At 68.9% G+C, this 19,791-nt stretch carries 15 protein-coding genes; all 15 read left to right on the forward strand.

What is annotated here, in order from left to right:
• Position 1 precedes the first annotated feature (1 nt).
• The 15 genes from AB0E63_RS24110 to AB0E63_RS24180 all read left to right on the forward strand — a co-directional run bounded on the left by AB0E63_RS24110 (position 2) and on the right by AB0E63_RS24180 (position 19,583).
• Entirely contained in the window at positions 2–532 is a 531-nt protein-coding gene (locus AB0E63_RS24110) for a hypothetical protein (protein ID WP_360370266.1), read from the forward strand.
• Positions 529–1,998, forward strand: coding sequence for a hypothetical protein (locus AB0E63_RS24115; protein WP_360370269.1), 1,470 nt, complete (start codon positions 529–531; stop codon positions 1,996–1,998). The genes AB0E63_RS24110 and AB0E63_RS24115 overlap by 4 nt, the downstream gene beginning before the upstream one ends.
• A 7-nt stretch (positions 1,999–2,005) precedes the next feature.
• Positions 2,006–4,213, forward strand: coding sequence for a hypothetical protein (locus AB0E63_RS24120; RefSeq protein WP_360370272.1), 2,208 nt, complete (start codon positions 2,006–2,008; stop codon positions 4,211–4,213).
• A gap of 32 nt (positions 4,214–4,245) precedes the next feature.
• Positions 4,246–5,217 (forward strand): hypothetical protein, encoded by a 972-nt coding sequence (locus AB0E63_RS24125; protein ID WP_360370275.1) that lies wholly within the window; start codon positions 4,246–4,248, stop codon positions 5,215–5,217.
• Between the two features lies 1 nt (position 5,218).
• Complete coding sequence (locus AB0E63_RS24130; protein ID WP_360370278.1) at positions 5,219–5,893, forward strand: hypothetical protein; 675 nt, start codon at positions 5,219–5,221, stop codon at positions 5,891–5,893.
• Complete coding sequence (locus AB0E63_RS24135; protein WP_360370281.1) at positions 5,890–6,828, forward strand: hypothetical protein; 939 nt, start codon at positions 5,890–5,892, stop codon at positions 6,826–6,828. The genes AB0E63_RS24130 and AB0E63_RS24135 overlap by 4 nt, the downstream gene beginning before the upstream one ends.
• Positions 6,828–7,520 carry a hypothetical protein gene (locus AB0E63_RS24140; RefSeq protein ID WP_360370284.1) on the forward strand — a complete coding sequence of 231 codons (693 nt, stop codon included), beginning with the start codon at positions 6,828–6,830 and terminating at the stop codon, positions 7,518–7,520. Before AB0E63_RS24135 ends, AB0E63_RS24140 begins: the two co-directional genes overlap by 1 nt.
• A 63-nt stretch (positions 7,521–7,583) precedes the next feature.
• Positions 7,584–9,407, forward strand: a complete 1,824-nt coding sequence (locus tag AB0E63_RS24145) for an ABC transporter ATP-binding protein (protein ID WP_360370287.1) — start codon at positions 7,584–7,586, stop codon at positions 9,405–9,407.
• Positions 9,400–11,181, forward strand: a complete 1,782-nt coding sequence (locus tag AB0E63_RS24150) for an ABC transporter ATP-binding protein (RefSeq protein ID WP_360370290.1) — start codon at positions 9,400–9,402, stop codon at positions 11,179–11,181. The genes AB0E63_RS24145 and AB0E63_RS24150 overlap by 8 nt, the downstream gene beginning before the upstream one ends.
• Before the next feature lie 126 nt (positions 11,182–11,307).
• A complete protein-coding gene (locus AB0E63_RS24155; protein WP_360370293.1) occupies positions 11,308–12,249 on the forward strand; it encodes an ABC transporter ATP-binding protein in 942 nt (313 codons plus the stop codon).
• Positions 12,246–13,613 (forward strand): ABC transporter permease, encoded by a 1,368-nt coding sequence (locus AB0E63_RS24160; protein ID WP_360370296.1) that lies wholly within the window; start codon positions 12,246–12,248, stop codon positions 13,611–13,613. The genes AB0E63_RS24155 and AB0E63_RS24160 overlap by 4 nt, the downstream gene beginning before the upstream one ends.
• Before the next feature lie 5 nt (positions 13,614–13,618).
• On the forward strand, positions 13,619–16,363 hold the full coding sequence (locus AB0E63_RS24165; protein ID WP_360370299.1) for a phosphoesterase: 2,745 nt from the start codon (positions 13,619–13,621) through the stop codon (positions 16,361–16,363).
• Positions 16,364–16,371: 8 nt separating this feature from the next.
• Complete coding sequence (locus tag AB0E63_RS24170; RefSeq protein ID WP_360370302.1) at positions 16,372–17,031, forward strand: DNA/RNA non-specific endonuclease; 660 nt, start codon at positions 16,372–16,374, stop codon at positions 17,029–17,031.
• Positions 17,028–17,408 (forward strand): immunity protein YezG family protein, encoded by a 381-nt coding sequence (locus AB0E63_RS24175; protein WP_360370305.1) that lies wholly within the window; start codon positions 17,028–17,030, stop codon positions 17,406–17,408. Before AB0E63_RS24170 ends, AB0E63_RS24175 begins: the two co-directional genes overlap by 4 nt.
• Before the next feature lie 144 nt (positions 17,409–17,552).
• Entirely contained in the window at positions 17,553–19,583 is a 2,031-nt protein-coding gene (locus AB0E63_RS24180) for an AAA family ATPase (protein ID WP_360370308.1), read from the forward strand.
• Positions 19,584–19,791 lie beyond the last annotated feature (208 nt).

Genomic DNA, 19,791 nt, shown 5'->3' on the forward strand with positions numbered 1-19,791 from the left:
CATGAGCCCGATCACCCCCAGCACACCCGACGGCACGTCGTCCGACGAGACGGTCCGGCGTCGCCGGCTGCTCGGTGTCGGTGTCCGCGCCGACCTCGTCGATCCCTCGGACCTGGCCCGTGACGTGAGCCTGCGCAGTACGCCGGGCGGCGTGGACCTCGACGTCGTCGAGGGACTCGACGCGCTCAGCCAGGACCTCGCCGTCGGCCTCACCACCTTGCGGGGCAGCGATCCGTTCAACGCGCGCTTCGGCTTCCTGGGGCTCGGTCCGCTGGCCGAGCAGACCTCACCCGCGATCGCGCGCGAGGCCTTGCGCAGCGCGGTCGCGCAGGTCGTCGCGGCCGACCCGCGGATCCGCCGGATCACCCAACTGACAGCGAGTACGCCGTCGGGCGGCAGCCGGGCGCTGGACGTCACGGTGTCGTTCGAGGCGATCAGCGACGCCGGCGCCACCCTCACCGTGGCCGGGCTCGGCCCGCAAGCAGCCGGGTCTGCGGACGGATCTGAGGATGGACAGGAGGACGGACAGTGAGCGACGACACGAGTCTGGACCTGACCCAGATCCTGGCGGTCGACGACGCGGTCAGCCGCTCGACCGGTAGCGATGGCTTCGGCGTGACCGACGCGGGTTTCCTGCCGAAGCCGTTCACCCGGTTGCTCGCAGAGAAGATCGCGCTGGCCCGACAGCTGATCGACGACGACCTCGACCTGTCCAGCGGCAGTGTGCTGCGCAAGCTGCTGGAGATCAGCGCGCTCGAGGACTCGCGGACCTGGGCCGCACTCGGCGCGCTGTACGACGACGGCTTCGTGAGCACGGCGCGCGGCCGGGCGCTGAGCGACCTGGGTACCGAGCTCGGACTCGACCGCCCGTTCCTCGCGGCCTCGGGTCAGGTCACGCTCACCGCGGCCGGCACACTCCCGGACGGTATCGACCAGCTCGTCCTCCCACGCGGCAGCCGGATGAGCACGTCCGGCGGTCACCGGGTGGCGCTGGCCGCGACGGCGACACTCACTCGGCGGACTACCTCGCTGCCCGCGGCCGTGGTGAGCTTCGACCCCGGTCCGGCCGGGAACCTGGACCCTGCGGTGACCGATGCCGCTAACAACCATCCGCAGCGGATCGACCGCTGGGAAGTTGCCGACAGCAAGCTTTCCGCGCTGCTCGCGGCCGACACCGCGGCCGGTCTGCCCGCCGGTGCGTCGGCCGCCGGCCAGGGGTTGGTCCGCATCGAGCACACTGTCGCTCTGACCGGGGGCGAACAGCACTGGGACGACGACCGGTACCGCGCGCTGCTGCTCGGCGCGCCGCGCTCGGTCTGGTCCACCGACGCGATCGCCACAACGGTCTCGCTGATCCCCGGGGTCCGGCAGGTCAGTGTCCGCGACGGCTGGGGTGGCATCGACCTGTCCCAGTCCGTCTTCGGTGACTTCACCTTCCTCGAGCGACTGTTCGCGACCGATCGCGACCTCGCTTCGCCGTACTTCGTCAGCGTGCTCGTCGCACCTACGGAGGCGGCCGTGTTCGACGGGCCGAACGGATTGCGCGCATCCGTCGAGGCCGCCATCCGGGATGTCCGGCCGGTCGGGGTGTTCCCGGATGTGGTCGAGGCCGACCAGGTGTTCGTCGGCGTCCAGGCCGACATCGTGACGACCGGTCTCGCCCTTCCGGCCGGGAGTACGGCGAGCACGAACTCGAGCCCGTCGGCGCTGGCGCTGAAGGGCCGGCTCGCGGACCGCCTGCACCGCGTCGTCGACCGGCTCCGGATGGCCGAACCGGTCCGGTCAGCGGCAATCACCGCGGCCCTGATGTCCGAGCCCGGCATCACCGATGTCGTCCAGCTCCGGCTGGTCAGATTCCCACCGCTCGTCGACACGGTCGGCAGTACGACGGACGGCGGCGATGGCCCGCAGGTGCTCGGTGCTGATGAGAACCTCAGTCTCGGTGCCGACCAGATCGCGGTTCTGGTCGATGCCCCGGACCTGCTGACGGTGCGGTGAGCCGGCCATGACAGCTGATCTGCTCGCTCAGGTCATGGAGTCCGGCGCCGGGTCATTGGCTGCGGTTGCCCGCGAACTCGTCGGTCCGTTGGCGGGTGCGGCGACTCCGCAACCCTTGCCCTGGGACGCGCAGACTGCGCGGGTAACCGTCCCGGTCGGCAGCCGGTACGCCGTACTGCTGGTGACGCTGCTGGCGGACACCGAGCGGGACCAGCTCGTCGTGGTACCGCGGGTCCTGCTGCCGGCGCCGGCCACGAACCAGCCCGCGGTCACGTTCGCCGAGTGGAGTCAGGCAGGCAGCAGTCTGCCTGGGTACGTTCCGTCGGTGGACGCATCCGGTGTGGCGCCGCAGCTTCGGCTCTCGCTGACTGCGACCCGGATCGCGGCGGACGGCACGACTACGCAACTGTCGCCTGCCGACGTCCGCGGTCTGCTGCGGATCGATCTCGTCCAGGGGCTGACCGGCCGAGTGATGACGGCAGTGCTGGCGGAGAAGCAGCGGTTGCGGCGGAGCGCGCGCGAGATCGCCGCGATGCGGACGCTGGCCGAAGCGCGCGGGAACGCCCTCGATCGGCTCGGGTCGGACCTCAGCTGTCCTCGGTTCGCCGACGAGCTGGTGTGGGACGCCGAGCGGCGCTCACCGGCGACTCAGCCGCTGTCGCCACCGGGTCGCCTCGAGGACGACGCGGAGTACCGCGCCCGACTGGGCTTGTTGCGCGGCTGGCGGTCGCCGACGTCGTCGTGGGTCGAGGACGTCCTCAACAACGCCCCCGGCCCTGGCCTGCCTGGACCTGTCGGGGTCAACGAGCTCCGCAACCCGATCCACCTCGCTTTCCGGTTGGTCGCGCCGGACTCCCCGGGCCGCCGGGCCGAGCTGCTGCAGACCGTTCGCCAGGTGCATCTGATCTGGCCGGCCGGCAGCGCGGACGGCGACGCGGCGCACGCGGGTCGGCTGCTACCGCAACGGGTGCAGGAGCGAGTGACTGCGACTCGCGCCTCCATGGCGCGGTGGGGGTTACCCGACCATCAGCCGCTTTCACCAGGGCTGGCGGGTGCGTTGGAGCTGGTCGAGGCCCGCTGTGATCAGTTGGCGGCACAGCCTTGGACCGCGATCGTCGAGGGGCAGAACGACGACGGTGGCTCGCGGTTCGAGCTCGGACTCGGAGCCCTGTTGTCAGCACCCGTCCCGGCTGTCCTGGATTCAGCGATCGCAGCCGCCGAGGCGCTGGCCGACCCAGGTCTCGTGCCGCAGCCACGGTCGGTCGACCCGGCCGGCGCGTGGATCTTGAATGCGTGTGGACTGCGCACCGCTGAGCTGACACCAGATGGGACCGTGTTCGTCAGCACACTGCCGATGGGACCACTGGTCATCGATCTGGAGCCAGGCCCGGACGCACCGGTGCCCCTGACCGCCACGGCGAGCCTCGCCGGTGCCACGGACACGCAGTACGACGCTCCGCTGGCTGCTGTGGTCGCAGCGATGGCGGCACGTCAGCTGTCCGCTGTCGACGTGTCGGGCCCGCTGTCCGGTGCGCAGCCTGCCTCGACCTTCCCGGACCTCACGCAGCGGCTGGCGCATCTCGGCGTACCGACTGCTGAACAGGTGGATGGATTCGGGCGCCAGCTCGGTGCGGTGTCGACGCGGTTGTTCGCGGCGTTCGACCTGGGACCGGACGGCACTGCGGCGATCACTGCGCATCCGGAGCAGCTCACTGCCACGCTGACGGCCGCCGCGGCGGCGGGGGCGAGCAGTGTGGTCGCGTTCATCAGTTCCGCCGGCAACGTCGTACTGGTCCTGGGTGTGACCGGACTACCCCTTGCCGGAAGCAACTTGGCTGCACGGCAGACCGTGCTCTATCGGTGGGAGTCGCGGGGCCTGGCAGGTAAGGCCGTCCGGCTGGATCCGCTGCGTGGACCAACCACACAGATCTACGCGGCGGGGTCCGGCATCAGCGTGGTGAGCTGCCTGGCTCACGTTCGCGGACTGGGGAACGACCCGTACGAGTGGAGTCCCTCGCTACCAGAGGGATCGCTGCTCACCTTGCGTCAGTACGAGCACCTGATGAACCTGATCGAGTTGGCGACGCCTGTCGGCGTACGGGCCAACACGTGGGAGCTACGCCAGCGACACATCGACGTGGACGGCTCCGGTACGCCGTTCCCGCTCACCGCGGCCGCAGCCCGGACCTACCGGCACTACCGCACCGTACGTTGACCAGCCGCCGCGCAGCGGCCGAGGAGGGGACCATGTCGAGCAACGACAGCAACGCCGAGGAGCCGTTGGTCTTCGGCGTACCGGCAAGCACGATCGCCGCCTCGCTGCGGGAGGCCGGTCTCACCGAGGATGCTGTCATCGCCGTCCTCGGCCAGGGGATCTCCCGCTCGGCCCTGGCAGCCGGGGACGCGGCTGCGGCCGCCGCGGCGGCGGGCTTCACGTTCCAGGTGCAGATCTCCGAGACCGCGCCGGAGTGTGCGCTGACCTATGAACGGTTGTTCGTGCACCCGGACTTCATCGACGGCGTCACCGTCGTGCAGGCGGGACAGACGCCGGACGAGATCGGGTTCAACGCCCGGTTCCACGCGCTCGAGGGGGAGTTCGACAGCATCTCCCGCGACCTGAGCATCTCGAGCAACTGTGTCGCCGAGTTGCGCCGGGAGCTCTTCCAGCTGACCCGGGAGCTGGAAGTGAAGATCACCGAGATCGACGCCCGGATCGCCGCGAAGGGCAAGGACAAGGACACCAAGGAGGGCAAGGAGTCCAAGGAAGGCAAGGAAGGCAAGGAGACGAAGGAGAAGGACTCCAAGGAAGGCAAGGACAAGGAGGGCAAGGACCACAAGGACGGTAAGGACAAGGACCACATCGACAAGGTCACCCACCTCGAGAAGCTGGTGGCGATCGAGAAGCAGCTCGACAACCCGATCATCGCGGGCGAGCCGGCGGAGCCTTCGGGGCGGGCGCGGACGTTCATCACGCTGGAGGACAGGCCGGACGTCGGCGCCTCGGCCCTCCAGGACGACGAGCCACCCTCGGCACCCGCTAAGAAGGCACCCGCCAAGAAGGCACCTGCCAAGAAGGCACCTGCCAAGAAGGCGCCCGCGAAGAAGGCACCGGCGAAGAAGGCGCTCGCCGAGAAGATGACGGCTGAGAAGGCGCCCGCCAAGAAAGCGGCCGCGAAGAAGGCGGCTGCGAAGAAGGCTGTCGAGTCGGGGGAGGGGTGACATGCGGCTGGTGCTGGCGCATTCCCACGACGTCGCCGCGCGGGAGCTGGCCGATCGCTGGGGCGACGACGCCGTATTGCTCACCCCGGCTGAGCTCAGTGCCGAGCGCCTGCTGCTCCACCTCGACACTCAGGGCGAGGCCCGGGCCCAGGTTGCGTCCCGGCCGGAGGTGACGTCGGTGCTCACCCGCCTCGGTGGTATCGGACCCGCGGATCTGGTCCAGGTCGACGCGCAGGATGCGTCGTACGCCGCAGCGGAGTTGGACGCGTTCCTGCGCGCGTGGCTCGGCGCGTGGCCCGGTCCCGTCGTCAACCGCCCGAGTACGACGTGTCTCAACGGACCGGGCTGGCGACGCGAGCAGTGGGCCGTCGCCGCGGCGGCGGTGGGACTCCCTGTCCGTCCGGTGCATCGCCACGCCACACCGGGCGGTGCGCCGGACAGCGGCCCGCTGGAGTCGGCAGCCCGGACGTGGGTGACTGCCATCGGCGACCGTTGGTTCGGGTCAGGACGGGCAGACCTCGGGCACAAGCTGTGCACACTCGCCGAAAGCGTCGGGTGCGTTGCCCTCGAGGCGATGTTCATCGACGACGTGGTCGCGGAGATCAGTCCGTGGCCGAACGTCGCGGCCCCGGAGGTCGCCGACACCTTGGCGCTGATGATGGACGGCATGCAGTGACCGCGCTGCTGTGGGGTCTGCCGGGCGATTCGACGATGGCCGCCGTACACACCGAGCTGGTGAGGTTCGGCGTCCCGGTCCTGTTCGTCGATCAGCGCTCGGTGCTGGACACGGCCGTCGAGCTGAGAGTCGGTGCACGCATCGAGGGCGCCGTACGGGTGGGGGATTCGGTGGTCGACCTGGCTGACGTCGGTGCTGCCTACTTGCGACCCCACGACGGCATGCGGGTGGCCGCCGTACGCGATGAACCTCCCGGCTCGCCGGTACGGCGGCACGTGCAGGAGGTCGCGGACATCTTGTCCACCTGGGCAGAGCTCGCCCCGGCGTTCGTCATCAACCGTCCGTCCGCCTCGGCCGGCAACGGGTCGAAGCCCGCCCAGCTCAGGGAGATCGCCGCCGCCGGCTTCGCTGTGCCCGAGACGCTCGTGACGAACGACCCGGAAGCCGTCGCGGCGTTCTCGACCCGGCACGAGAACGTGGTCTACAAATCCACGAGTGGCATCCGGAGCCGGGTCCGGAGCCTGGCCGACGACGTTTCGCTCGAGGATGTCCGGTCCTGTCCGACCCAGTTCCAGGCCCAGGTGCCGGGCGTCGACGTTCGGGTCCACGTGGTCGGAGCGGAGATCTTCGCGACCCGGATCGACTGCGAGGCCGACGACTACCGCTACGCCTCGCACCAAGGGCTGCCCCGTCCGCGGCTGTCCGCGACCGATCTGCCTGATGACGTCGCGAAGCGCTGCCGGCTGCTGGCCTCCCGCCTCGACCTTCCCGTCGCCGGCGTCGACCTGCGCGTGACACCGGACGAGGAGTGGTTCTGCTTCGAGGTCAACCCGTCGCCTGCCTTCTTGTACTACCAGCAGGCCACCGGCCAGCCCATCGCAACCGCCGTCGCCGGACTGCTGGCGGCCGCCGTGACATGTGCGCGGGTGGCCTGATGACCACAGCGACAGCGGCCCAGGTGGCGGTTGGTTCCGAGGCGGTCTACCTCCACAGATTGCTGACGGATGCAGAGGCGACCACAGCAGCCCAGCAGGTGTTGAAGCCATCGGCAGACTTCCGCGCCAAGTGCTGGCACACCGGGCCGGACCTGAGCACGATCGGTACGCCGCTCTACCGCACCCGGGATCGCCTGGAGTACTACACCGAGCAGGCCCGCGTGACCAACGCGCTGATGTACGACACCTACCGATGGCTGTACGACCGGGTGGCCGATTTCTTCGAGGACCGCTACTCGCACCCGGTGGATTTCGTCGACGGGCTGGCGATTCCCGGCTTCCATCTGATGGCGTACGGCGGCGCCGGCCGGTTCGAGGGTGGGGGCTGGCACCTCGACCAGCTCGCGCAGCAGGTCCCGTACTTCGCTGACCGAGCCTCGGCGATCGACGGCATCGTGAACTTCACCCTCCCGCTCGCGGTCCCCGGTGGCGGCACCGGCATGGACATCCGCGCCGACGAGGGTGAGCCGGCGGAGGTCCACGTGCCCTACCGGCCCGGCGTCGTACTCTTCACCGATCGCGAGCTCCTGCACCGCATCGGCGCCTCGGTCTCTCGCGGCCCGGCGGACTACCGCCTCACCCTGCAGGGTCACGGGGTCTGCTATCGCCGGCGCCTGCTCTTGTTCTGGTGAGGAATTCCGCGCCTGACCGAAACTCGGATGCTTTTGTCGGTGGGGGTCGTTACGGTCGGTTGAGTGCTGACTCTGCTGCGGTATGCGTTGCGTGTTGCACCTGGTAGCACCGCTCTGACGGTGGGCCTCGCTGTGCTCGGCTCTGTGCTGGGGATGGGGGTCACCCTGCTCACCGGTCAGGTCGTCGGTGCCGTTCCAGGTGTGATCGACGACGCCCCGGGAGCAATGTCGTTCACCAGGTTCTGCTGGCTGCTCGGGGCGCTGCTGACGGTGTTCGTGCTGGAGAGCCTTACGCCCGCGATGCACCGAGTGACGTCGTTGATCCTGGACGCGGCGCTCGTCCGCGAGATCGGCACCGGCATCACCGAGCCGCTGCTGACCCCGCGCCGCATCGCGCACCTGGAGGACGCCGAGGTGCTGGATGTGCAGGAGCGGGCGAAGGGCAAGGGCGGCTTCCATCTCGCGCAGGGCTTGGCGAATCTCCCGTGGCTCCTGGCCAGCCGAGTCACGTTGATCGGCTCCGCGGTCATCGTCGGCGTGATGTTCTCCTGGTGGATCGCCGCGATGCTCGTGGCCATGACCATCCTGCTGGAGTGGTGGGGTGGCCGCCTGATCGAGCGCGAGATCGACGTGTGGTGGGGAAACACCGAGGAGCAGCGGCGGGCCAACTACCTGTTCGACCTCGGTATGCGCGACGCGCCCAAGGAGTTGCGCGTCTTCGGCCTGCACAACTGGCTGGTCGAGCGTTACGTGCGCGAGTGGACCGCGGGCTTCCGTGCGGTGTGGGAGCGGCGCGGCAACAACGTGAAGTGGTCGATCCTGATGGGTGGCCTGCAGTTGATCGCGAACGTGGTCGCGATCCTGCTGGTCGGCCGGGCCGCGCTCGACAGCACCCTGCCCCTGACCGAGGTCGCGACGACCGTCCCGGCCATCCTTGCCATCGGAGTGTCGGGGAACGGGTACGGCGTCGTGCAGGTCCGGCGCGGACTGTCGGCGTACCGGGCGATGAAGGAACTGCCCGGCAAGATCGCCGAGCGTCACCCCGAGTCTTCCTCGACCGGCAAGCATCGCATCGAGACGATGCCGGCCCGCGAGATCCGTTTCGAGAACGTGAGCTTCCGCTATCCCGGCTCCGACGTCGATGTGCTGAGCGGCCTCGACCTCACCATCCACGCGCACGAAGCGCTTGCGCTCGTCGGCGTCAACGGTGCCGGGAAGTCGACGCTGGTGAAGTTGCTCGGTGGTGCGTACCGACCGACCACAGGCCGGATCACGGTCGACGGCGTGGACCTGGCCGAGCTCGACCTTGCTGCCTGGCAGCGGCGCATCGCGGCGATCGTGCAGGACTTCCTGCGGTTCCCGCTGTCGGTCACGGACAACGTCGTGTTCGGTGCGGTCGAGCGCGCGGACGACGACCTCACACTGGCCAGGGTTGCCCGTGAGTCCGGGATCGACGAGCTCGTGCGCGGTCTGCCGGAGGGGTGGAACACCGTGCTCGACAAGACCTTCGACGGCGGCGTCGACCTGTCCGGCGGTGAGTGGCAACGGATCGCGCTGGCGCGAGCGCTGTTCGCCGTCCATGCGGGGGCCGGCGTGCTCGTGCTGGACGAGCCGGCGGCGGCGCTCGACGTACGGGCCGAGGCCGAGCTGGTAGAGCGCTATCTCGAGCTGACCTCGGGGGTGGCGTCGCTGATCATCTCCCACCGGTTCTCTGTGGTCCGGAACGCCCACCGCATCTGCGTGCTGGCCGACGGGCGGATCGTCGAGGACGGCACGCACGAACAGTTGCTGGACAAGGGCGGGACGTATGCCGACCTGTTCCGCCTGCAGGCCGAGCGGTACGTCACGGCGCCGGAAGACCCCGAGAGCGAGGCCATCGATGCGTAGCCTGCGGGTCATCTGGCTGTGGCTGGGCACGTCGTTCCGGGCAGCGCCGTTGCTGATGACGATCTCGGCCGTGCTCGTCGCCGCGCGTGCGATCACCGCACCGACGCAGACGTACGGCGTCAGCCGGCTCGTCGACGGGATCGCGAGCGACGAGTCCAGCACGATCGCACTCGGCATCGCCATCATCGCCGTCGGTCTGGCGGTCTCGTTCGTCGCCGATGTCGTGGGCTGGCCGTTGCAGGACACCGCGCAGGAACGCATGGCCGGACGTGTGCACGCCGACCTGGTGGACGTGACCACAGGCATTCCGGGGTTGTCGCATCACGAGCGGCCCGACGTCGCCGACCGGCTGGAGCTGGTCCGCGAACGCGCATGGCGGATGGGTGTCGGCGCCGAGGTTCTGCTGTGGGTGTTCGCGACGGTGACCAACACGGCCACCGTGCTCACGCTGCTCGGGTCCGTGCATCCGTTGCTGCTCGTTCTGCCGTTGCTCGGTGCCACGCGGATCTGGTCGGCGTACCTGAGCAGCACGCGGCAGCAGAAGGCGTGGGAAGACTCGCTGCCGCAGGAGCGCCTGGTCGACCGGCTGATCGAGGTGGCGAAGGACCCGCGGACAGGGCTGGAGCTGCGCGTGTTCGGGCTCGGGAAGGTCTTGCTGGACAAGATCTTCTCGTTGCAGACAGAGCGGTTCCGGCGGCGGGTCGCGGCGGCGCGCTGGGGTGGGAAGGTGGACGGATCGGTCCGGCTGGTCTTCGGTCTCGCGTACGCCGCGGCCGTCGTGTGGGTGATCGCGCGGGCCCGGAACGGTCAGCAGACCGCCGGCGACGTCGTGCTCGTACTGTTGCTGGCGCCGCAGGTGGATCAGATGACCGGCGGGATCGCGCAGAACGTGTACTGGGTCGGCGAGGTCGTGCGGAGCTTCAGCCGGTACGACTGGTTGCGCGAGTACGCGAAGGACAACTCGTGGCAGGCGAGCACCACCCCGGCGCCGACGCGACTCGGCTCCGGCATCGAGTTGCGGAACGTCGGATTCTCTTACCCTGGCTCGGATTCCGCCGTCCTGAGTGCCATTGATCTGAGCGTGCCGGCGGGGTCGGCCGTCGCGTTGGTGGGGGAGAACGGCGCCGGTAAGACGACGCTGGTGAAGCTGCTCGCCCGGATGTACGACCCGACGACCGGCCGCATCCTGGTCGACGGCGTGGACCTCGCGACGATCGCGCCGGAGGCTTGGCGGTCGCGGCTGTCGGCCGGGTTCCAGGACTTCGTGAAGTTCGAGTTGCTGGTTCGCGACGTCGTCGGGATCGGCGATGTCGATCGGTCGTCCGACGAGAACGCCGTACTCGCGGCGATTGCGCGCGGCGACGCGGAATCGGTGATCCGCGGACTGCCGCGCGGGCTGGATACCCAATTGGGCAAGAAGTTCACCGATGGCGTCGAGCTGTCCGGCGGGCAATGGCAGCGGCTCGCGCTGGCCCGGGCGTTCATGCGTGAGCGACCGCTGCTCCTACTCCTCGACGAGCCGACCGCCGCGCTGGACCCCGAGGCCGAGCACCGCCTCTACGAGCAGTACGCCGCAGCCGCCAAGATCGCCGCGGACGAGACCGGCGGGATCACCGTCCTGGTCTCCCACCGCTTCTCGACCGTCCGGATGGCCGACCTCATCGTCGTCATGCACAACGGCCGCGTCGAAGAGGTCGGCACCCATGAAGATCTCCTCGCCGCCAACGGCCGCTACGCCGAGCTCTTCGACCTCCAGGCCCGCGCCTACCGCTGAGAGCCGGCTGAGAGCGACCGAGGAAACGGTTGCCAGTCGTTCTTCGATCGTTCAACTGACCGTTCCTGCCGTAAGATGCATTGGTACCTAATGTTTCCTGGTCAGCTCCCGCCCCCGAAGGAAACCATGGATACACGGCTCGCAGTCCGCGCTCGCGGAATCATGAAGTGCTTCGGCGAGGTCGTCGCGCTCGATGGCATCGACCTGGAGGTCGCACGGGGGCAGATCCACGGACTGGTCGGGCCGAACGGCGCCGGAAAGACGACTCTGCTCGGCCTGCTGCTGGGCCTGGCCATCGCCGACAAAGGCAACCTGCAGATCCTCGGTACGCCGGTCGGCCGCGCGCTCGCTGTCCCTGAAGGCGTCGCGGGTTTCGTCGACGGTCCTGGTCTCTACCCGTCGCTGACGGCCAAGCAGAACCTCGCCGCGCTGGCCGCTCTCCGCGGCGACGATCCGCGGACGATGGGCATCGACGACGCGCTCGACCAGGTCGGGCTCACCGATGTCGCCGACGATCGCGTCCGCGGCTTCTCCCTCGGTATGCGCCAACGCCTCGGCCTCGCCGCCGCTCTACTCACCAGGCCCCGGCTGCTGGTGCTCGACGAACCGTCCAACGGCCTCGACCCGGCCGGCAAGAAGCACGTGTACGGCGTCCTCACCCGGCTGGCTGCCGATGGCACCGCCGTCGTGATGTCGAGCCACCGGATGGACGACGTCGAGGCGCTGTGCTCCGAGGTCACGATTCTGTCCACCGGACGAGTCGCGTTCTCCGGGCCGCTGACCAAGCTGGCCGCCGGGAACGATGAGCTCGACTATCGCGTGCTCACCTCCGACCTGGAGGCCGCTCGCCGGTTGGCCAGTGGAACGGCCGGGATCCGGGTCGTCGACGACAGCGGCGTACGGCAGGGGACCGAGGTGCTGGTGGTGTCGGCAGCCGTGCCCGCGCTGGACGACCTCGTGAAGCAACTCGTGCACGCAGGCATCGCGGTGCGCGAGCTGGTGCCCGTGGTCTCGCCACTCGAAGCAGCGTTCCTCGACCTCACCGAACAGCAGGAGTCGGACCGATGACCGCCACCGTCGCCGAGACCACCAAGGAACCCGCGGCTCCCGTCGCCCGCCGCGTCTCGGTCCAGCGCGCGTACCGCTTCGAGCTGGTCAAGCTGCTCTCGCAGTGGCGCGTGCGGTTGCTGCTCGTCGCCTGCTGGCTCGCGCCCGCGCTCTTTGTCGCCGTGATCAGCCGGCAGGCCTCACTTCCGGTCGACACTCTGTTCGGCCGCTGGATGCACGCCACCGGATGGGCCGGACCGCTGGTGATCCTCGGCTTCTCGGGATCGTGGGCGCTCCCGCTGCTGACCTCGCTGATCGCCGGCGACGTGTTCGCGTCCGAGGACCGCCTCGGCACCTGGCGCCACCTCCTGGTCGCGGTCCGGTCGCCACGCCGGATCTTCGTGTCGAAGGCCGTCGCCAGCCTCACCGTGATCGTGGTGCTCGTGATCGGGCTGGTCGCTTCGAGCACGATCGGCGGCCTCGCGGTCATCGGCAACCGATCCCTGATCGGGCTCGACGGCCACCTGCTGTCGCCGGGCGACGCCGCCGGGAAGGTCCTGCTCGCCTGGGCCTGCGGACTCGCCCCGACCCTGGCGCTCGCCGCGATCGGCCTGCTCGGGTCCGTCGCGTTGGGCCGTTCGCCGATGGGCCTGCTGCTGCCCGCTGTGGTCGCCCTGGCGATGCAAATCGTTCAGCAGCTTCCGGTCCCCGTCGCCATTCGCTACGCACTGCCCGGTTACGCGTTCATCAGCTGGAACGGCTTGTTCACCAGTCCGGGACAACTCGGACCTCTCCTGATCGGAATCGCGGTCAGTCTGGTGTGGGTCGTCGTCGCGACCGCCCTGGCCTACTTCCTCTTCGTACGGCGCGACTTCACCAACCCGACCCACGACGGGTCCGGGCGGCTGGCGGTCACCGCCGGTCTGCTGCCACTCGTCGTCCTGTTCGGCCTCACCGCCGGGGTGCTGACGCCGGTGACCGGGACCGGCTCCGGGATCGACCAGGACAAGGTGCAGCGATCGGTCGCCACGTCCTTCGCGCACCTGTACCGCCTGCAGACCAAACAGCTCAACCGGCCCGACGTCACCGAGGCGCAACTCCAGACCTCGGCCGCCTGCACCAAGGGCGGCGACCAGGTGGCCGCCGTCGGTCCGGGCAACGACTGGCGTTGCGTCGTGAGCTGGCACCTCCCTGGTGTCGAAGCGGCCGGTTCGGCCATCTACCAACTCGACATCAACCCGCTCGGTCGGTACGTCGCCGACGGGGACGGACCGAAAGAAGTGAACGGCTTCTTCCTGGTCCGGACCCCGGCAGGCGACGAACCGAACCCGCTGTGGCAGTTCGACGGCAACATCGAACTGCTTCCGTCCACCTCGAAGGGATAATTCCCATGCAGGTAACACGCCGCCGCCGGCGTGACGAGAAGGGTCTCAGCATCCTTCTTCGCCGCCGGATACCACTGCTCACTGCGGGCACCACCGCCGCGGCCGTGGCCCTAGCCGGCACTGCGGTCGCCTCGACGCATCAGTTCGGGGACGACCAGGTCGGCCAGGTCACAGACAAGGGCCAGGTCGTGTCCGCCGACCAGTACATCAAGCCGTTGGGCGATCGCCTGGTCTTGCAGAAGGGCAAGATCATGTCGTCCTCGGTCAGCCCCGACGGCAGCCATCTGGCCGCCGGGGTGACCGACGGCGGAATGGCGCTGGCGATCATCGACCTGAAGAACTGGAAGGTCCAGCAGTACATCGGCAACAACGCCGCTGCCGATCTGAAGATCCCCGGGAACGACATCGGCCAGGAAGGCCCGACGTACTCGCCCGACGGGTCGCAGTTGTGGCTGGGCCAGACCGACGGCTACCGCAAGTTCACGGTGAACCCGGACGGCTCGCTCGCCAACCCGACGTTCGTCCCGATCGCGGCCGACGGCGCGAAGCACGCGCTGGTCGCCGAGGCGGTGTTCTCGCCCGACGGCGCCACCGTGTACTCCGCGGTCAACGGCCAGAACCGGGTCGTCGCGATCGACACCGCGACCGGCACCATCAAGCAGAGCTGGGCCGTCGGCAACGCGCCGCGCGACATGCTCATGGTCGGGAACAAGCTCTATGTGAGCAACGAGGGCGGCCGGCCGGCCAAGCCCGGCGATCCCACCATCAACTCGTACGGCACCCAGGTGGTGGCCTCCCAGGTCACCGCGGCCACGACGACCGGTACGGTCAGCGTGATCGACCTGTCGCAGCCGGCCGCCGCGCCCGCGAGCATCGACGTCGGCCTGCACCCGACCGCTCTGTTCGCCAAGAACGGCGCCGTGTTCGTCACCAACACGGCCACCAACAGCGTGTCGGTCATCGACACCCGGCGCGGCAAGGTCACCCAGACCATCGCCACCCAGCCGTGGCCCGAGGCCTCGGTGGGCTACGAACCCGACGGCGTGACGCTGACCGACGACGGTCACCTGCTGGTCACCCTCGGCCGGGCCAACGCGGTCGCCGTCTACAAGTACAACAACCCGCTGGAGCCGGTCAGCTATGTCGGCCTGCTTCCGACGGACTACTTCCCGGCCGAGATCGCGACCGTCGGCAAGGACATCCTGGTGTCCAACACCCGCGGTGTCGACGCCCGCCGGGACACGACAGCGGCCGGTCGCGGCACGCACGACACCACGTCGAGCCTGACCAAGTTCAGGCTGCCGGACGACCACGCCATCCGGCAGAGCACCGCTACGGTCTTCGAGCAGAACGGCTGGACCAACGGCTCGGCGCAGGTCGCGACGGACAAGGGGCACCGCGAGCCGGTGCCGGTTCCGGCGAAGCTCGGCGACCCGTCGACGATCAAGCACGTGTTCCTGCTGGTCAAGGAGAACCGGACCTACGACCAGCTGTACGGCGACATCCCGGAGGGCAACGGCGATCCGGCGCTGGCGCAGTACGGCGAGAACGTGACGCCGAACCAGCACGCGATGGCCAAGCAGTTCGGCCTCTACGACAACACCTACGACATCGGCACCAACTCCGCCGAGGGTCACAACTGGCTGATGCAGGCCGACAACCCGGAGTACACCGAGTCCTCGGCCGGTGAGTACCTGCGCAGCTACGACACCGAGAACGACGCGCTCGGCCACCAGAAGAGCGGCTTCATCTGGACCGGTGCGCAGGCCGCCGGCAAGTCCGTCAAGGACTACGGCGAGTTCCAGTCGATCGAGAGCAAGCCCGCCGGCGCGACCTGGCAGAACCTGTACTGCGACACCAAGAACATGGTCGCGACCGGGCAGAACACCGCCTATCCCATCCAGACGGGCTCGGCGATCCCGTCCCTCAACGACGTGTCGGTGCCCGGCTTCCCGCTCTTCGACACCAGCGTTCCGGACATCTACAAGACCCAGATCTGGAAGCGTGACTTCGAGAAGAACGGGCCGGCCAACCTGAACATGTTCTGGCTGTCCAACGACCACACCGGTGGCCCGCCGAGCGGACCCGCCCAGGTCGCGGACAACGACCTGGCCACCGGTCAGATCGTCGACGAGATCTCGCACAGCAAGTACTGGAAGGACTCCGCGATCTTCATCGTCGAGGACGACTCCCAGGCCGGTCTCGACCACATCGACGGCCACCGGGCCCCGATCCAGATCATCAGCCCGTACGCCCAGCACGGCGTGGTCGACAGCCACTACTACACGCAGATCACGATGATCCGGACGATCGAGCAGATCCTCGGGATCAAGCCGATGAACCAGAAGGACAGCGCGGCGACCCCGATGGCTGCCGCGTTCACGCAGAAGCCCGACTACACGCCGTTCAAGGCTGTGCCCAACCGCACGTCGCTGACGGCCGGTATCGCCACGCTGCCGCCCTGTGGCGCCGACGTCCCCGCGGCGCAGAACCCGACCGCCGCGCCCGCGCCGAAGGCGACGGTGCCGACGGACCAGCAGGCGGTAGCGGCTCAGTGGGAGGCCTGGAAGTCGCAGCAGCGGACCACCGGTCCGAACGCGAAGGCCGACTTCGCCAACCCGTCGCAGATGAACCACTTCGACTGGTACCAGGCGCATGACTGGTCCACGCCGTACCCGGGCGAGAGCAAGATCGTCGCTCCCGCGGACGTGCCGGGTGCCCTCATTCCGGCGGCGGAGAACGACGGATAAATGCACGGATGACGGACCGACCACGCCGGGCGTCGAGCCGGATCGAGCAACCCGCCGATCCGGCCGACGTCCGCGCGGTCGGGTACGGGCCTGACGATGTCGTGCAGGTGCCGGAGAAGTACGCCGAGCTGCCCGTGCACAAGGAGAAGTCGGGCCGGGCCGATCACTGGAACGAGAAGCTGTCGAATCCGGAGCCGTCGTCGGTCTACGTGGTCGACGAACGCTACGTGTACGCGACCGACGCAGCCGGTCGCGTCACCCATGCCGAAGGATGGCTCGGGTGGCTGCCGTCGGAGCAGAACGACGAGCGCCGCGACCTGGACGCGCAACGAGAGGCGGGGGAGCCCGACCGTCAGCGCACCGACGATGGTGGTCATCTCTTCGCGACCGTATTCGACGGACCGGGTGAGGCGATCAACCTCACCGCACAGTCGCGGTCGCAGAATCGGGCGGTGAAGGGCAGCGACAACTGGCGCCGCATGGAGGAGAGCTGGCAGGCGTTGCGAGCGGCCGGCATCCAGGTGCACGCGGCCATCGATGTGCGGCACCCGAACGGGACCTCGCCGCGGCCGTCGTCCCGGGCCGTTGTCGACCGGCATGAGGGTGAGCGATCACCGCGGCGTATCTTCAAGGAGACCAAACCGCAGTCGGCCCGGGGACGTGAATGAGCGAGATCGGAAGCATCGACGCGATCGCGCGAGCACTGACCGCCGGCCTGCCCGCGGGGTGGCGTGAGGTGACCGCGGTCTACCGGGCCACAGCGCCGTACGCCGAACTGGACGCGACCGTGGACGGCGCGCAACTCGACCCGCTGCCCGAGGGGCTGGAGGACTCGTTCGAGATCCTGCGCCAGCAGATGTACCAGCCGGGGAAGGGCGCCTGGCTGACCGCCACCATCACCGTCACCGCGGCCGGGCATTTCGCCACCGACTTCGACTACGACCACGAACCCGAGTGGTCGATTGCTGTCCACGCAGGCATCTATGCCGCCGACCTGGCCGAGTTTCCACGGGACGCGCAGTACGTCCCGGACTGGCTGCGTTAATTCGGTGGCGGGCCGTCAGGCCCGGTGGTAATTTCTTCGACCTGTCTTTTCGGGATCGAATCGAACCGGATGGGTGCGCTCCGGGGCGGGACCCTGTTGATCGCCCCCCATCCGAAAGCTCTCCAGGATTCGAGGCTCAGCCCGATGATCGAACCGGAACTCGAGGCCGAACGCGCCTTTCTCGCCACTGCCCGCGCCGCGCTGAGTCGCATGTACCAGGAGGTGGAGACCCGCGACGTCCCGCTGATCGGCGGCGAGGACAACGACGAACGCTTCACCAACGAGGCGAACGAACGCGCCAAGAAGATGCGCACGCAGGCTCTGCTAGACCTGCCCGACGTACCACTGTTCTTCGGCCGGCTCGACTACGAGACCGGCACGATCGAGGACATCGACCAGATCTACATCGGCCGTCGGCATGTGCACGACGGCAGCGGCGTCCCGCTGGTGATCGACTGGCGGGCGCCGGTCTCGGTGCCGTTCTACCGAGCCACCCACAGCGACCGGCAGCGCGTCCTGATGCGTCGCCGGTACGGCTTCTCCGACCACGCCGAGCTGACCGGTTTCGAGGACGAGCCGATGGTCGGGACCCCCGAGACCGATCAGGCCGACGCCTTCCTGCGCGCCGAGATCGAGCGGCCGCGCACCGGACCGATGCGCGACATCGTCGCCACCATCCAGCCGGAGCAGGACGACCTGGTCCGGGCGCCGCTGCATCCGAGCGTGTGCGTCCAGGGTGCGCCGGGCACGGGCAAGACCGCGGTCGGTCTGCACCGCGTGGCGTATCTGCTCTATACCGAACGGGAACGGCTCAGCCGCGGCGGTGTCGTGATCGTCGGGCCGAACCGCTCGTTCCTGTCGTACATCCGCAAGGTCCTGCCCGCGCTGGGCGAGGTCGACGTACGGCAGATCATCATCGAGGAGCTGATCAGCCGGCCCGCCGCGACGACCGACGAGCCGGAGGCCGCGCGGGTCAAGGGTGATGCCCGGATGGCCGCCGTACTGCGCCGGGCCTTGTGGTCGTACGTCGGTACGCCGACGGACGGAATCCTGTACAGCAAGGGATCCCGGCGCTATCGCGTCCATGACTACGAGGTGGTCGACATCGTCTCCGACCTGCGGGAGTCGACCCGGTACGACCCGGGCCGGAACGCACTCGCGCAGCGGATCGCGCACGTCGTGCTGGTTCGGATGGAGCAGCGCGCCGAGTCACCGGACGACCGCGTGCAGAACGCCGTGGCCCGCTCGAAGCCGGTGAAGGACCTGATCAACGCGGTCTGGCCCCGCGTCGCACCCGAGCAGGTGCTGCACAGGCTGTGGTCCGACGCCGGCTTCCTGGCGCAGGCTGCGGGAGATGAGTTGTCGGCAGACGAGCGTACGGCGTTGCAGTGGTCCAAGCCGGCCCGATCGTGGAAGTCGGCGAAGTGGTCGTTCGCCGACACCGTGCTGCTCGACGAGCTCGAGGACCTGATCGAACGCCGTACCGGCTCGCTCGGCCACCTGGTCCTGGACGAGGCGCAAGACCTGTCGGCCATGCAGTTGCGCGCACTGGGTCGACGGTGCCGCACCGGCTCGGCCACCGTCCTCGGCGACCTGGCCCAGGCCACGACCCCGTGGGCCGCCGGATCCTGGGACCGGGTCCTCGGTCATCTGGAGAAGTCGGACGCCGTCGTGGCCGAGCTCGACCGGGGCTTCCGCGTCCCCGCCCAGATCATCGACTTCGCGGCACGGCTCCTCCCGCAGATCGCTCCGACTCTCGGGGTTCCGAGTGGCGTTCGTACGGTCGCCGAGGCGCTCGCGATCGTGCACACCGACGAGCCGTCCCTCCCTGACACTCTCATCGCAGCCTGCAAGACGGCCCTGGCCGGGGAAGGTTCGGTCGCCCTGATCGCAGCCGACGAGCAAATCTCCGCGTTCCGCGACGCGCTGGCCGCCGCCGGTCTCCAACCATCCCTCCTCGGCGAGACCGACGACGACCTGGACGCGACCCGGTTGGTCTGCGTACCGGCCACCCTCGCGAAGGGCCTGGAGTTCGACGCCGTCATCGTCGCCGAACCGGACCGGATCGTCGCCGCCGAACCACGCGGCCTCCACCGCCTCTACGTCATCCTCACCCGAGCCGTCAGCCGCCTCCACATCATCCACACCCAGCCTCTCCCTACCCCGCTGACGTGACACGTCTGCGCCACTGACCGGGAGAGGTGCCGCTCCGCAGCCCGGCCCTTAGTGGGATACACATCGGTTTACCACTGACCGGGTGGGGCACGACTTTGGACTCCACGCCGAAGACGTCGCGGATGGTGTCGCAGGTGAACACGTCTTCCGGTGTGCCCTGGGTGACCAGGGCGCCGGATTTCATCACGAAGACGTGGTCGGCGTACTC

The sequence above is a fragment of the Kribbella sp. NPDC026596 genome (assembly GCF_040638415.1).
Classification (GTDB): Bacteria; Actinomycetota; Actinomycetes; order Propionibacteriales; family Kribbellaceae; genus Kribbella.

Coding starts and splice junctions, on each gene's coding strand:
- AB0E63_RS24110 (WP_360370266.1), top strand. CDS start 2: ATGAGCCCGATCACCCCCAGCACACCCGACGGCACGTCGTCCGACGAG.
- AB0E63_RS24120 (WP_360370272.1), top strand. CDS start 2,006: ATGACAGCTGATCTGCTCGCTCAGGTCATGGAGTCCGGCGCCGGGTCA.
- AB0E63_RS24125 (WP_360370275.1), top strand. CDS start 4,246: ATGTCGAGCAACGACAGCAACGCCGAGGAGCCGTTGGTCTTCGGCGTA.
- AB0E63_RS24130 (WP_360370278.1), top strand. CDS start 5,219: ATGCGGCTGGTGCTGGCGCATTCCCACGACGTCGCCGCGCGGGAGCTG.
- AB0E63_RS24140 (WP_360370284.1), top strand. CDS start 6,828: ATGACCACAGCGACAGCGGCCCAGGTGGCGGTTGGTTCCGAGGCGGTC.
- AB0E63_RS24150 (WP_360370290.1), top strand. CDS start 9,400: ATGCGTAGCCTGCGGGTCATCTGGCTGTGGCTGGGCACGTCGTTCCGG.
- AB0E63_RS24155 (WP_360370293.1), top strand. CDS start 11,308: ATGGATACACGGCTCGCAGTCCGCGCTCGCGGAATCATGAAGTGCTTC.
- AB0E63_RS24160 (WP_360370296.1), top strand. CDS start 12,246: ATGACCGCCACCGTCGCCGAGACCACCAAGGAACCCGCGGCTCCCGTC.
- AB0E63_RS24165 (WP_360370299.1), top strand. CDS start 13,619: ATGCAGGTAACACGCCGCCGCCGGCGTGACGAGAAGGGTCTCAGCATC.
- AB0E63_RS24170 (WP_360370302.1), top strand. CDS start 16,372: ATGACGGACCGACCACGCCGGGCGTCGAGCCGGATCGAGCAACCCGCC.
- AB0E63_RS24175 (WP_360370305.1), top strand. CDS start 17,028: ATGAGCGAGATCGGAAGCATCGACGCGATCGCGCGAGCACTGACCGCC.
- AB0E63_RS24180 (WP_360370308.1), top strand. CDS start 17,553: ATGATCGAACCGGAACTCGAGGCCGAACGCGCCTTTCTCGCCACTGCC.